Origin of the sequence: Amycolatopsis sp. CA-161197, assembly GCF_050942255.1 — a bacterium.
Classification (GTDB): Bacteria; Actinomycetota; Actinomycetes; order Mycobacteriales; family Pseudonocardiaceae; genus Amycolatopsis.
The window spans coordinates 6,001,180-6,013,811 of the sequence record NZ_CP192059.1; the positions used below are offsets into that span (position 1 = coordinate 6,001,180).

Genomic DNA, 12,632 nt, shown 5'->3' on the forward strand with positions numbered 1-12,632 from the left:
GGGGATCACAGCGAGAGTCCACCGTACGCCTCGGAGGGCCGGCCGCTGGACACGTTCACGCGAACCGGGATTCGAGATGCTGCGGCCGGCTCGGGAGCCGATTGGTCCACGGCCGGTGGCCCCTGAGCTCAGTCGTCCGGGGTTGTTCGACGGCCGGAGAAGTTGATCAATGACAGTCATGATGACTGCGGAAGCAGCCTGATCAGCTACAGACTCTCCCAATGGGGCGGAGCACCACTTCTGCAGGGCGAGTTTGGACGGATTAAGGCCTGTTCGACGCTGAAGCTACCGCTTCCGGCGTGGGCGCCAGAGCGTCCCGTCGACGGCTTGCTTGACGGGTCCATTTCGAGCGACGCCGCCGGACATCAGGAATGGACCGATCGCGTCCATGACGCGTGCTCGGTCGTGGGGCCGGTAGCCGTTCAGGCTCAGTGGAAGGCCATTGCCGTCGGCGTCGCTGAGCTTCAGCCGCCAGAGCGGCGCGTTGCTCTCGCGTCGGGCGTGCACGAACACCAGCCGGTCGAGTGCGACGCGGCGCCAGGCGAATACGCCGCGGATCGCGAGCTGGTTGCCCTCGACGATGACGCGGTTTCGCAGAGTGGCGACCGCCAGCCCTTGCATGCCGACGGCCAGTAAGACCCAGATAACCCGGCCGATCAGGTCCATCGGTGCAAGCGCTGCGACGAGCACGGCCGGCACAACGAGCGGTGTTGCGGTCCAGATCCACCATCGCGGCGGCTTCACGAAGATGCGCGGCGCGCTCCTGTCTGCGTGGGACGCGGCGTGTTTCATGCGCGCCTACTCGCCGACCCCCACGGCGGCGGCCGGAACAGAGGCAAGCCGTCGTCGCATACATCTGGTGTGTGAGCGTCGGCGTTACCGCGATGAAGACCGCCACCGTGTTGGAGGTCGCGGCCGTAGTCGAACGGCATGTGATCGCTTCACCGAAGCTGATCTTGGTCCACGAGCTGCTGCCCCCTGACGCCGGACGCGCCCAGTTTGGCGTAACTGCTGCCTGCCGTGACCAGGTATTCCGTGCATCCCCAGGTCAGCGTTAGAACTACCGATCAGACGGTCTGAGTGCTGCCGCGCGCCGACTCGAGGTCGGGTCAGAGCAGATCCGGCCGCCGGGGCTGCTGCCCGCCGGGTGGCCCAGGCCGGTGGGCAGCCGGAGGACCGCGAGACGGCGCTGCGCGAGGGCAAGCTGGTCTGGCGGTACCGGCCATGGCCACGCCCGAGTCGTTCACGCCCTCGACCCGCGCCATGTCGGGGTCGAGGCCGCGCAGAGCAAGCACGCCGCCGGCGTCGCACCGACCGTCGCCCCCGAACGGATGCGCTCCAGCGACCTCGTCGTCTGCGGCCCCGTGGCCGTCGACCGGCGCGAAGGTCCGCGTCGGCAAGGGCGCCGGATACTCCGACCTCGAAGTCGCGCTCCTAACCGAAGCCGGACTCATCGGCCCCCACACGACCATCGTCACCACCGTGCACCAACTCCAAGTCGTCGACGACAAGATTCCCGACACCTCCCACGACTTCAGCGTCGACATCATCGTCACGCCCGACGAGGTCATCTTCTGCGCACCACGGCCACGCCCCACCGGCATCGCGTTGGAACACCTCAACCCCGACAAGATCAAGTCGATCCCTGCCCTAGCGGCTCGCCGAGAAAGCCAGCCCTGACGCCGCGAGGCGAGTCCCGTCGCATGGGCTCTGCGGTGAGCACCCCGCCCCGGGCAGGGCCACCCGGGTGCCAGAATCGCGCGGGCCGCGCATCAATGGAAGTGGACGGGCGACGGACTTGACCGTTCGCCACGCCGCGCCGCTGTAACACCAGCAGATTGACCCAGGTCTGCTGTGGTACTCGGCATTGCGCTGCCCCGCCCCGCCGGCGAGACTTCCCCGCGCGCCGGCGGGCCTCTGACACAGGAGCCGCTGGCGGACCTCCCAGGCGCTATCGGCCATGCAGGTTTCTCCTTGCAGCAGACGCACTACCTCTCTGGTGAGGGGCGCGGCCGCGAGGAGTTCGTCAAACCGGCGCTTGTCGTCGTCCTTCGATCAGCAGTTCCATGTGGCGGCCGCATCCGGCCGCGCGTTCCTCGTCCCAGCTGAGGATGCTGAGCGTTGCTGTGGCTTGGCTTCCGTGAATGCCCGTCAACGGGTACTCGATCACAGCGCTGGGCAGGGCGTTCCGGGGGAACCAGGTGATCTCGCTGCACTTGCCGCGTTCGCGGTTGACCGATTCGCCCGTCCATCGGTCGGTGGCGAAGAAGAACCCGAGGCGCGCGTCCGGGCCGGGGCCGGTGACGTAGATGGTGTAGACGATCCGGAGGTCAGCCTGGTCGATCTCGACGCCGACTTCTTCCAGCGCTTCGCGGGCGGCGCCGTGAGGTAGTGACTCGCCGTGCTCGAGCTTCCCGGACGGCAAGTGCCACATCCCGTTGCCGTACGTGCCCTTGTGCTCGGTCAAGAGGATCAGGTCGTCGCGCTCGAGGATGATGTGGACGTCGATGATCGTGTGCGGCGTTTCGGGCATGCGGGCTGATTCCTCACGGTGACGAGCGCCAACGTCGTACCCCGGCGCATGCACTCGATACGTAGCGGCGGTTGTAGCTCTCAGGGGCGCCCGGCGAGGCGGTCTGCGCGGTGTTCAGGGGGCTGTGAAAACGTCGTAGCCACAGGCTATGGCTGACCAGGAACACCGGCGAGAACTCCATCGCGGCGGTCCCGGCGATCATCGGATTGAGCATGGGCGACGCGACAGTGAGCGGCCGGCTCACGGTCGAAAGTGCCGCGCACTTCGCGGCACATCTGCCGGCTGCCCGGCTGGCTCGAGCACGAGTTCATCGTGCTGCCGCCGACCCTTCGAGGCGAGCGAGGATTCGGGACCGCGCGGCGCGGTTCTACCGGTGAGGACCGCACGCACGAGAGAATGCCTCGGCTGCTGCGCAGCAGCCGAGGCCGGAAACCTTCGCCTCTGGCCGGCCGCGACCGGCAGCCGATGTCGGCACCGGCGCGGTCAGCAGTCGGCACAGTCCGACACACCATGCTGCCGTTCCTCGTAACCTGCAGCGGTTGTCGGGCCCGTCGTGATGGGGATGGTCATGGTCGCGGTGATGGCACGACGGCCACTGGGCAGGCTGCGTGGTAGATCAAGGCCTGGCCAGTCGATCCCAGCAGCAGACCTCGGAAACCACCACGGCCGCGGGACCCGACCACGACCAACCGTGCACTCTTGGCGTGATCAAGCAGGATGTGAGTCGGACGGTCACGCGCCACGACCTGCTCGACCGACACAACGGGATACTTCTCCTGGTACTCGGCCAGCCACTGGCTCAGCAGCCTTGAGTCGTGGAGCTCGATCGGCTGCCGATCCGCCGCAGATCTCCGGACGGCCGCGATGGGCACGTCGTTCACAGCATGCACGGCCACCAGGGGCGCGTTCCGGGTAGCCGCGGCCTGGAATGCAAAGGAAATCGCCATCTGACTGCTCGGTGCTCCGTCGACGCCCACCACCACCGGACCGTCCTGGCGTGGTTCGGTCTGAGCATCAGCTCCTCGTACGACCACAACCGGGCAGTGCCCGTGGGTGGCTACCGCCACGGCGGTCGATCCGACCACCAGACCGGTGAACCCGCCCAGCCCTCGTGAGCCGAGCACCATCAGCTCTGCCGAGGCTGACAGCCCGATCAGCTGATCGGCCGCCGAGCCGCCGGTCAGGTCGGTGCGCACGGCCACGTCGGGTGCTGACTCCCGGGCTGCTCCAGCGGCTTCGGCAAGCCACTGGTGCCCCTGCTCCACCAGCGCAGCCTGGTATCGGCGCAGCGCCACCGCGTGCGGCACGGCGACAGGCACCAGTGCGCACACGTGCACGATCACCAGCATCAGACGACGGCACTCGGCCTCACGTGCGGCCCAACGCACCGCATGTCGGGCCGAGGACGATCCATCCACACCGACCACAACCGACCGACTGCTTTCGTTCACGACCAGCGCCTTCCTGATCATCCTCCCGGTCGTCAAGAACACCACCGCTACGGGAGACGGACGTGCCATCGCGGACTTCTGTGACTGTCACCGGACTTCCCCGAGCATGTTTGCCTGCGTCGGCTCCGAGTAGGGGCCGACGCCCATACACGGCGGGTCTTTCGGCTCCGGGTCCTTGCCGCGCCGATCGGCGTTGGTCCGGTGTACTCACGCAACCCGGCGGTGGTTACACCAGCGGGAGCGGCACGCAGGTCAGGGGGCGACGGACCTGACGTACGGCACGTGTCAGCAATCCAGCACTCTTCGCGGTGGGCAAGGCGATCAGGTTGGTGTGCGATCACCGGTCACGCCTCGTTGCTAGCTCCGGACGTGGACGGTGGCCATCATGCCGACATCTTCGTGATCGAGGATGTGGCAGTGGTAGACGCTGCGGCCCGGGTAGTCGGCGAAGGCGATGCGCAGGCGGACCCAGCCACGGGCGGGAACGAGGACGACGTCTTGCTGTCTCCTGATCGGAGCCGTGCCGGTGCTGTCTCCCACGACGTGCATGGGCCAGACGTGCAGGTGAAACGGGTGCACCATGGGGCTGGTATTGATCACCGTCCAGTCTTCGGTGGTGCCGAGCCGGATGGTTTGATCATCGCGGGTCGGATCGTATGTGCGTCCGTCGATGGTGAAGCTCATCATCTCGCCCGCGCCCATACCACCCATAGCCGTGCCGAGGGTGACTTGACGCTGCCGCACGATCGGGCCTGACGGCGCGGGTGGAGCCGGCAGTGCGGCGGGCGATGTCGGTGCCGCCGCCGCGGGCCCAGTCACGTCCAGGGTGCCCAGAACGACCTGGCTGCTGGTGACCGAGCCCCCACCCATCACGCTGCCGCGGTCGTAGGCGTCGCTGATCAGCGCGTAGCGGCCGGGCGCAGCGGGCCGGACGAGGAGGTCCGCGCGGTTGCCGGGTGCCAGCACGACGGGCGCCTGCACCGTGGGGGCGGGCAGGAACCGGCCGTCGAAGGCCACTTCGGTGAGTTGGTGGCCCTGCAACCGCAGCGCCAGTACACGGGATGTGCAGGCGTTGATGACTCGCCACCGCTGCGCGGCACCGGGCGCGGCCGCGACAACGGGTTGGTGCTGGCCGTTGACCAGCACCACCGTGCCCTCGCGGCCCGTCATCCTGCTCATGGCAGTCACCGACGCCACCCGGCCCGCGGCATTCAACGTGGTGTCGGTGATCAGCAGAATCCGCTCCTGTGCGGCGAGCGCGGGGCCGCCGTCGACGAGCAGTGCCCCGGCGAGACCGGCGAAGATCTGATCAGCCACGGTGCCGTGGTGGTGCGGGTGGTACCAGAACGTCCCGGCCGGATGATCGTCCGGAACGCGAACCTCGTAGTCGAAGCTGGTCCCCGTTTCGATTCTCAGGAACGGGTTGTCGCTGTTGCCCTGCGGGGAGACATGCAGGCCGTGGGTGTGCAGGTTGGTCGCTTGACCCAGCTGATTGACCAGCCGGATGCGCAGCAGATCCCCCGGCCGCACCCGCAGCGTCGGGCCAGGTGACGTGCCGTTGAACCCCCATGCCGCGGTGTCGCGGCCAGCGAGGCGCACTCCCGGTGCTGCCGTCAGCTCCACCGGCAGCACGCCGGCCCGGCTGCTCAACTCCAGCGGTTCGGCCAGAGGCTGCCCGCTCGCACCGGCTGACCGGCCCGCCTTCCCGTCGACTGCACCCAGCCCCGTCGCCCACCCCGTGGCGCCGGCCGCGACGCTTGCGACCCCCACCCCGACCAGACCGAAGGCGCGACGACGGCTGATCGGCTCGCTGCTCACCGGAGCTCGGCTTTCCGGCGCAGGTACTCTTCCTCGTCGATCTCCCCCCGGGCGTACCGCTCGTCGAGAATTCGGCGCGCCGAGGACCTGACGCCGCCGTCAGGCTCTCCCTCTCGGGAGCCGCGGACCCTGCCCCGCGCCAGCAGGACCCCCAGGTAACCCAAAATCACCAGACCGACCACGATCAACGCGGGCCAGATCCACCACCAGCCCATCACCCAATCGCCATCCCTCATCTGTGGCCCCTCTTGATTGATCAGGGCGCACGCCTGCGAGTGGCCCTCCGGACCGTCTCTGCGCTCAGTGTCCATCCCCGCGTCCCGGCACTGCACCCCATGTGTTTCACCGTCGGCCTCCGGCGCGGTGAGTCCTGGCAACGTGGTCACGGCTTCGTCAGGTCACCCCACCGCCGATGGTCAGGCGGGCGGCGCCCCGCGCCGGGGCGGGGCGGGGCGGGGCGGAAGGCGACCAGGAGCGACGTCGGGGATCGCCGAGCTGAGCGGCGGCCCGACCCGCTGGACCAAGGCCGGGGATCGCCACGATGGAGCCGCCCGCGCCGAGCAGGTCCCGGCCAGTGCCGACGACCAGGCCGAACACCGCCGCCGGCAGGATCGTCAGGGAATCCGCATCAGCCGGCGGTCACAGGCAGCCCGGCCGACGCCGCCCGGTCGAACTCGTCGTCCACCGCGACGACCTGGTGCCCCGCCGCGGCGAGCACCGAGGCCGCGATCGATGCGCGGTATCCCGCCTGGCAGTGCACCCACACTTCTCCGACCGGCACCTCGCCGAGCCGATCGAGCAGTTCGTGCAAGGGGATGTGCAGTGCGCCGTCGATGTGGTTCTGCGTCCATTCCAGGTTGCGCCGTACATCGAGGATCGTCACCGGCCGGTGGTGGCGGACCATGGCCAGCTCACTGAAGTCCGCTCGCGGGAATGACCCGAGGCGCGCGGCACCTGACCACGCTTCGGGGGTTCCGGTGGCCGCGGCTTCGACGCGATCGATGCCGATCCGGACCAGTTCGCGTTGCGCGTCGGCGACCTGCGCGGCGGTGTCGCCGAGCAGGGAGAGCGGGGTGCCCCAGGGGATGAGCCAGCCCAGGTAGGTGGCGAAACTGCCGTCCGCGCCGAAGTTCAGGGTGCCGGCCACGTGCCGAGCGGCGAACGCGGTCCGCGAGCGCAGGTCCACCACCCACTCGCCGGCCTCGATGCGCGAGCGCAGCTCGGCCGGATCGGCGGTCTTCGGTTCGGCGAGGTCCGGGGCGTCCGGACCGACCCTGTTCGCCGGACCCATGTGGGCGTAGTAGGCCGGGTAGGCGTCCAGGCCGGCGAGCAGTGCGTCGACATAGTCGTGCTCCTGCTGGGTCAGCACCGGGTTGACCTGCTTCTCCCGGCCGATCGTCGACTGGCCGGCGTCGGACGGGGTGGCAGAGCAGAAGCTGCCGAAGCCATGGGCGGGATAGACGCGTGCGTCGTCCGGCAGCACGGCGGCCAGCCGGTGGGCGGACGCGTACTGACGCTTCACCAGCTCACCGGTGTGGGCCCGGCCGAGCAGGTCGGGCCGGCCGGTGGAGCCGTACAGCAGCGAACCGCCGGTGAACACCGCGGGAACGCGTCCGAGCACCTCGAGGACGTAGGACAGGTGGGTGAACGTGTGTCCCGGTGTCGCCAACGCGCGCACGTGCATGTGGGGCCCGACGTCGATCACGTTCCCGTCCTCGATAGGGGCGCGCGCGAAGGACACCGGATCCGCGGCGTTGACGTGGTAGGTCGCGCCGGTCACGCGAGCCAGCGCGAGACCGCCGGTCACGTAGTCATTGTGGATGTGGGTCTCGAACACGTCGGTGATCCGCAACCCTCGCACGTGGGCCAGGTCCAGCACCCGGTCGATGTCGCGCTGCGGATCGACCACAAAGGCTGTCTCGCCGTCCTCTACGAGGTAGCTGCGGTCGCCGAGGCTCGGTGTGTCGATGGCGATGATCTCGATCATGAGGCCCCTCCTCATTCGCCGCCGGCGCTCCGGGTCACCCCGGAAGTATTACGGAACACCTGACTCTTCTCCGCTCGGAAAGCAGCGTCGCAGCATTCAGGCGCCGCACACAGAGGACTTGGTCCCAGGGATGCACAACCGCAGTCATCCCGGGATGGCGCCGGCATCCCTGAGCTTCGTACCCTCGCGGGGTATATGGAAGCTCGGCATACGGCCCATGACTCGTGGAGGAACACCCGATGTGGCGAAGGCGCTCCGCACCGGGACGCAGAAGATCGGATCCGCCGTATTCACCGCGTGGTGCGCCGAAGTCCGTCTCGATCGTTATAGGACAGTGCCGCGCACGACGTTCGCCGGCCTGAGCGACGAGGCGGATCGCCGCATCGTCGGACACGGCGAAAGTCCTTCGTGCCGGGGAACTCCTGCCCTGCACTGGCGAGGCCCGCCGGTGACAGGGTCGGGGTGACCATCGGACGACACGACTAGGCAGGCTCACCATGGAACGTGGACTTCCGGACGATTTCACCGTCAAGACCGCGGTGGCGATGGCCGTCCGCGCGCCGTCGGTGCACAATTCGCAGCCCTGGCGCTGGGCCGTCGGCTCACAGTCCCTGCACTTGTACGCGGATCCGTCGCGGCAGCTCACGGAGACCGATCCGGACGGGCGTGACCTGCTCATCAGCTGTGGCGCCGCGCTGCACCACGCGCGTGTCGGGTTCGCCGCGCTGGGCTGGCAGGCCGAGGTGCGCCGGCTGCCCAACCCGGACGAGCCGGACCACTTGGCGGCAATCGAGCTGCATCGGCACGAGCCGTCGATGGATGAAGTCGCGCTCGCCGCCGCGATCCCCCGCCGCCGGACCGACCGCCGCCGGCACAGTTCGTGGGAGGTGCCGCGCGGGCACCTCGAAGCGCTGGCCGTCGCCGCGGGAGACGAGGGCGTGGTCCTGCGCATCGCGAAAGACGCTGAGCGGTACTACCTGGCCGTCGCGATCCAAGACGCGTCCAAAGAACATCTCGCCGACCCGGCCTACCGCGCCGAGCTGGCCGCGTGGAGCGGCCGCCACGCAGCACCCGACGGGGTCCCGTCGCGCAACACCCCGCTGCCCGACAGGACACCGGGCGCGATTCCGTCGCGGCGGTTCGCAGACCCCGAGCTCTCCGAGGCAGTGGGCGCCGCGGGCGAGGACGACGAGACCGTGCTGCTCGTCCTGAGCACCGCGTCCGACGATCGCCTCTCGAGGTTGCGCGCCGGCGAGGCGACGAGCGCGGTGCTGCTCACGGCGACGAGCCTGGGCCTCGCCAGTTGCCCCCTCACCGAACCGCTGGAGATCCGGGACGTCCGCCGCACCGTCGAGGAGAAGGTCTCGGGCGGCACGGTTCCGCAGATGGTGCTGCGTATCGGCTGGGCACCGGTCAACGCCGACCCGCTGCCCGCCACCCCGCGCCGTGACCTCGACGACGTGCTGACGCCGCTCGACACCGCGGACCCACCGGGCGGCGGCGAACCGTGGCGCTGAACCGGGCGGAAATGGAGGTCGCCATGCCGTACTGGTGGCACTACGACGCGGGGATGGGCTGGCTCGGGCCCGTGCTCGCGGTCGTCGTCCTGGTCGTTGTCCTGGCCGCCGCCGGACTGATCGCGGCGCTCGTCGTCCGACGCGGCACCCGGTCGCCCCAGGAGCACGACAGTGCCCTGGGCATCCTGCGTGAGCGTTTCGCTCGCGGCGAGATCGACCAAGAGGAGTACGAGCGCCGCCGTGAGGCGCTCAAGCGCTGAGCCGCGGATCCGGCCAGGGACGCGGCCACCATCCATTCCGGACAGTGGCCGCTTTCTCGACGGGTCAAGGATTGCGCGCCGAACGCCCGCCGAACAGGCCGCTCGCGATCGGACCGTCCTGGCGGACACCCCGGTCGTCCAGATCGGCCTTGAGGTGTTCGCGCACCTCGACCACGCCGTCCACCCGGCGGACGAGAGCCGCGATCAGCGGGATCATGCTGTAGCGCTCGACGACGCCACTGATCGAGACGATCCCGTCGTGCACAGTGACGTTCAGCGTCCGTGGATCGACGCACATCTCCCTCTCCAGCACCTCGCCGACGACTTCGTGGCAGATGTCCACGTCCGGCCTCAGGAAAACACGCAGCAGGTCGGCCCTCGTCACGATGCCGACCAGTGCACCGTCGCCGTCGACCACAGGGAGCCGGTGGACGTGGTGGGTCTCCATCAGCTGCACGGCACGGACGACGTCATCGTCCGGGCCGACGGTGACCGCCGGCGTGCTCATCAGGTCCGCAGCGAACACCGCCTCGGCCTTGCGTCGGCCGCGGCGCGCGCCGGGCCCGAGTCCGCGGTGCGGCAGCTTTCGCGTGAGCAGGTCGGCCTGCGTCACGACGCCGAGGACCCGGCCGTGCTCGTCGACGATCGGTGCGCCACCGATTCCGCGGGCTTCGAGGAGAGCGACGACGGCCTTGAACGGGGTTCCGGGTGCGAGCTGGTCCACGGGGGTCGTCATCACCGCGCGGACGGGGTGCTTCGTGGTCATCCTTGGCTCCTCACAGCAGCGGGCCGGGGTAGTAGTTCCCGGCGGTCTCCGCTTCGAGGGCCGCTTCGGGCTCTTCGACAGTGCCCGCCGGCAGGATCACGACGGGACAGTGGGCCTTGCGCAAGCAATACGCCGACACCGAGCCGACGAGCAACCGCAGCAGCCTGCCGTGACCGTGGCTACCGACGACCAGCATCGCCGCGTCCTCGGCAAGCCGGACGAGAACGGGCCCGGCAGCACCGTCGATCGCCTCGACGCGGACCTGCGTCTCGCCGACCTCCGCCAGCGCGTCGGCGACTTCGGACTCCAGTTCGCGGCGCTGCAGCGCCGCCCGCTCGACCGGCGACCGGACGGCGGCCGACGCGAAATCGGCGAAGGGGTCGAACGTCCAGGCCCGCACCGCGACCACCGTCCGGCCGCTCGCCCGTGCCTCGGACAGCGCCCAGCGCAGCGCGGCCAGGCTCACCGCCGAACCGTCGACGCCGACGACGACGTCGCCCTGGTTGGCTGTGTTCATCATCTTCTCCTTCGCTCACGGATGGAACTCACGAATGCGCCCGCTTCGCCTGCCCGGCCAGCCATTCGCGCTGCCATTGCGCGCCGCGGCGCCGGTTGAGGACGAACGCCACCGAGCCGTAGAGGGTCGCGAGTGCCAGACAGGCGGCAAGCCAGAGCCCGGTGGCACCTGCCGCCGCGTTAACCACGGCGGCAGCCGGCGTCAGCGGCGGGTCCACGGGCGTTCCGGAGCGGTCCACCCAAATGGGGAAAGTGTCGCCCCGGTGGGTTCCCTCGTTCGCGTCGACGCGGCCGACCCGGCGGCTGCCGTCGGCCAGCTCCCACGTCGCGTCCGTCGGTTTCGGACTGCCCACGGCCCCGCTGCGCCCGCTCGTGGTGAGCTCGGGGCCGTCGGCCAGCAACGTCGCGGTCACGGAGTAGCGGTCCGGGAGCTGCTCGGCTGACTGCGCCGCCTGGCTCTCGTACAGCCTCGATCCCGCTGCGGCTGCGAACGGCACGGCGGCCAGGGCCGTGAGAACGCACAGGGCGAGCAGGGCGGCCTGGAAGCGGTCCGAGGGCCGGGCGACCGAATCGCGGCCGGGAGCGATGGCGTGCCACCAACGCATCAGCCGGTTCGCCAACGTGTCCATGGTTCCTGCCTTCCTGCGCACCAGATCTCCTTGCCCACCAGCATCTTCCGGACCAGTGGACGGCCGAAGTGGCGTTCGGCCCCGCCTCGCGGGCCGACGGTCCTCTTCACGAGGGACACCGCTTGGAGCTGGTCCCATCGGACGGTCAGAGGGCCGGTAAGCGGGGTTCGGTGCGCTGTGTCGTCACCTCGGCGGCCGGCCGCCGCGACGTCATCCGCGTGGGGTGGCCGTACCCGATCCGCAGCAGCGCGTGCACCTGCCCCAGCCCGCGGAACAGATCCAGGAACTCTCGCCGGGTGCCGTGGACCTCCAGCGGCTGGGACAGGAACGAGGTGGCAAGGCCCTCCGCGGTGGCAGTCAGCAGGACCCGCTGCATCGCCATACCCGCCCGGACTTCGGCGGCCGCGCCGTGGTCGCGCGTCAGCACGACCGCCAGCAACGGATCCTGCTCGAACGCCCGTGAGGGAACGGCCGGGTTCGTGTGCGAGGCGCGATGGGACACGACACCGGGGATCTCGTGCGGCGGCCCGAAAGCGACCGTCGGCACCCCGTCCGGGCTCTCCACCGGGCGCCCGGTCCAGCAGGCCGACTCCGCCCGGAACGACGGGTCCTCGGACTGCAGCGCCTCCGCACGCCGCACGAGCGCCGCGACCCTCGGGTAGCGCCCCGACGCGTCCAGGAACTCGAGCTGCCCGCCCTCGGTCAGCGCCGCCGACTTCAGCCGCGCGCGGGCGACCGGCGGCACCGCGCGGTCGGCGAACGGGCGGCGATTCGTGTGCCTGCGGTGCACCGCCTCGGCAAGTCTGCGCTCCTGTTCCGTCGAACGCCGAGCGCCGTCAAGGCTGACCAGGGCGAGCAGGTCGGGCGACGCGGGGTCCGGCAGGATCCGCACCCGCGCGCCGAGCCCGTTGAGCCGCAGGGTGATCACGAGGTTCAGCACTGCCGCGCCACACGACACTCTCGCTTCCCGCGCCGCGGGATCCGCGACCGCGAGCACCCGGGCGCGGTCGAGCCACACCTCGACGGCGCCGCCGTCCACCACGAACCGCCACGGCTGGGTGTTGTGCGGAGACGGCGCCCGTACCGCCGCTGCGAGGGCTTGGTCGAATGCGGTGGGGAGCTGGTCGTTCATCGCGGTCTCCGTGAAGTGGCGAC

General features: G+C 69.9%; 13 protein-coding genes and 1 pseudogene. 3 read left to right on the forward strand and 11 right to left on the reverse strand.

The window, feature by feature from the left end; all coding sequences use genetic code 11:
* Positions 1-285: 285 nt before the first annotated feature.
* A complete protein-coding gene (locus ACQPXB_RS28010) occupies positions 286-792 on the reverse strand; it encodes a hypothetical protein (RefSeq protein WP_432844989.1) in 507 nt (168 codons plus the stop codon).
* Between the two features lie 432 nt (positions 793-1,224).
* Here ACQPXB_RS28010 and ACQPXB_RS28015 point away from each other — a divergent pair, with 432 nt between their 5' ends.
* Positions 1,225-1,680, forward strand: a complete 456-nt coding sequence (locus ACQPXB_RS28015) for a 5-formyltetrahydrofolate cyclo-ligase (RefSeq protein ID WP_432844990.1) — start codon at positions 1,225-1,227, stop codon at positions 1,678-1,680.
* Between the two features lie 346 nt (positions 1,681-2,026).
* Here the strand turns inward: ACQPXB_RS28015 and ACQPXB_RS28020 are convergent, their stop codons facing one another.
* From ACQPXB_RS28020 to ACQPXB_RS28045, 6 genes are all read right to left on the reverse strand, one after another.
* Positions 2,027-2,533 carry an NUDIX domain-containing protein gene (locus ACQPXB_RS28020; RefSeq protein WP_432844991.1) on the reverse strand — a complete coding sequence of 169 codons (507 nt, stop codon included), beginning with the start codon at positions 2,531-2,533 and terminating at the stop codon, positions 2,027-2,029.
* A gap of 13 nt (positions 2,534-2,546) precedes the next feature.
* Entirely contained in the window at positions 2,547-2,777 is a 231-nt protein-coding gene (locus tag ACQPXB_RS28025; RefSeq protein WP_432844992.1) for a hypothetical protein, read from the reverse strand.
* A gap of 322 nt (positions 2,778-3,099) precedes the next feature.
* Positions 3,100-4,005 carry a universal stress protein gene (locus ACQPXB_RS28030; protein WP_432844993.1) on the reverse strand — a complete coding sequence of 302 codons (906 nt, stop codon included), beginning with the start codon at positions 4,003-4,005 and terminating at the stop codon, positions 3,100-3,102.
* Positions 4,006-4,341: 336 nt separating this feature from the next.
* On the reverse strand, positions 4,342-5,802 hold the full coding sequence (locus ACQPXB_RS28035) for a multicopper oxidase family protein (protein ID WP_432844994.1): 1,461 nt from the start codon (positions 5,800-5,802) through the stop codon (positions 4,342-4,344).
* Entirely contained in the window at positions 5,799-6,038 is a 240-nt protein-coding gene (locus tag ACQPXB_RS28040) for an SHOCT domain-containing protein (RefSeq protein WP_432844995.1), read from the reverse strand. The genes ACQPXB_RS28035 and ACQPXB_RS28040 overlap by 4 nt, the downstream gene beginning before the upstream one ends.
* 392 nt (positions 6,039-6,430) lie before the next feature.
* A complete protein-coding gene (locus tag ACQPXB_RS28045) occupies positions 6,431-7,789 on the reverse strand; it encodes an MBL fold metallo-hydrolase (RefSeq protein ID WP_432844996.1) in 1,359 nt (452 codons plus the stop codon).
* A 497-nt stretch (positions 7,790-8,286) separates the two neighbouring features.
* Here ACQPXB_RS28045 and ACQPXB_RS28050 point away from each other — a divergent pair, with 497 nt between their 5' ends.
* Positions 8,287-9,306 carry an Acg family FMN-binding oxidoreductase gene (locus ACQPXB_RS28050; RefSeq protein ID WP_432844997.1) on the forward strand — a complete coding sequence of 340 codons (1,020 nt, stop codon included), beginning with the start codon at positions 8,287-8,289 and terminating at the stop codon, positions 9,304-9,306.
* Positions 9,307-9,329: 23 nt separating this feature from the next.
* Positions 9,330-9,566 (forward strand): SHOCT domain-containing protein, encoded by a 237-nt coding sequence (locus tag ACQPXB_RS28055; RefSeq protein ID WP_432844998.1) that lies wholly within the window; start codon positions 9,330-9,332, stop codon positions 9,564-9,566.
* 64 nt (positions 9,567-9,630) lie between these two features.
* Here the strand turns inward: ACQPXB_RS28055 and ACQPXB_RS28060 are convergent, their stop codons facing one another.
* The 4 genes and pseudogenes from ACQPXB_RS28060 to ACQPXB_RS28075 all read right to left on the reverse strand — a co-directional run.
* Complete coding sequence (locus tag ACQPXB_RS28060) at positions 9,631-10,332, reverse strand: CBS domain-containing protein (protein WP_432844999.1); 702 nt, start codon at positions 10,330-10,332, stop codon at positions 9,631-9,633.
* A 10-nt stretch (positions 10,333-10,342) separates the two neighbouring features.
* Positions 10,343-10,849 (reverse strand): universal stress protein, encoded by a 507-nt coding sequence (locus tag ACQPXB_RS28065; protein ID WP_432845000.1) that lies wholly within the window; start codon positions 10,847-10,849, stop codon positions 10,343-10,345.
* Between the two features lie 28 nt (positions 10,850-10,877).
* Positions 10,878-11,498 carry an Rv1733c family protein gene (locus tag ACQPXB_RS28070; RefSeq protein ID WP_432845001.1) on the reverse strand — a complete coding sequence of 207 codons (621 nt, stop codon included), beginning with the start codon at positions 11,496-11,498 and terminating at the stop codon, positions 10,878-10,880.
* 124 nt (positions 11,499-11,622) lie between these two features.
* A pseudogene (locus ACQPXB_RS28075) lies at positions 11,623-12,624 on the reverse strand (Acg family FMN-binding oxidoreductase); the annotation flags it as partial.
* Between the last annotated feature and the right edge of the window lie 8 nt (positions 12,625-12,632).

Bases quoted from the DNA above. Each gene is read 5' to 3' on its own strand.
- ACQPXB_RS28010 (WP_432844989.1), bottom strand. From the start codon at position 792: ATGAAACACGCCGCGTCCCACGCAGACAGGAGCGCGCCGCGCATCTTC.
- ACQPXB_RS28015 (WP_432844990.1), top strand. From the start codon at position 1,225: ATGGCCACGCCCGAGTCGTTCACGCCCTCGACCCGCGCCATGTCGGGG.
- ACQPXB_RS28020 (WP_432844991.1), bottom strand. From the start codon at position 2,533: ATGCCCGAAACGCCGCACACGATCATCGACGTCCACATCATCCTCGAG.
- ACQPXB_RS28030 (WP_432844993.1), bottom strand. From the start codon at position 4,005: ATGATCAGGAAGGCGCTGGTCGTGAACGAAAGCAGTCGGTCGGTTGTG.
- ACQPXB_RS28040 (WP_432844995.1), bottom strand. From the start codon at position 6,038: ATGAGGGATGGCGATTGGGTGATGGGCTGGTGGTGGATCTGGCCCGCG.
- ACQPXB_RS28045 (WP_432844996.1), bottom strand. From the start codon at position 7,789: ATGATCGAGATCATCGCCATCGACACACCGAGCCTCGGCGACCGCAGC.
- ACQPXB_RS28050 (WP_432844997.1), top strand. From the start codon at position 8,287: ATGGAACGTGGACTTCCGGACGATTTCACCGTCAAGACCGCGGTGGCG.
- ACQPXB_RS28055 (WP_432844998.1), top strand. From the start codon at position 9,330: ATGCCGTACTGGTGGCACTACGACGCGGGGATGGGCTGGCTCGGGCCC.
- ACQPXB_RS28060 (WP_432844999.1), bottom strand. From the start codon at position 10,332: ATGACCACGAAGCACCCCGTCCGCGCGGTGATGACGACCCCCGTGGAC.
- ACQPXB_RS28065 (WP_432845000.1), bottom strand. From the start codon at position 10,849: ATGAACACAGCCAACCAGGGCGACGTCGTCGTCGGCGTCGACGGTTCG.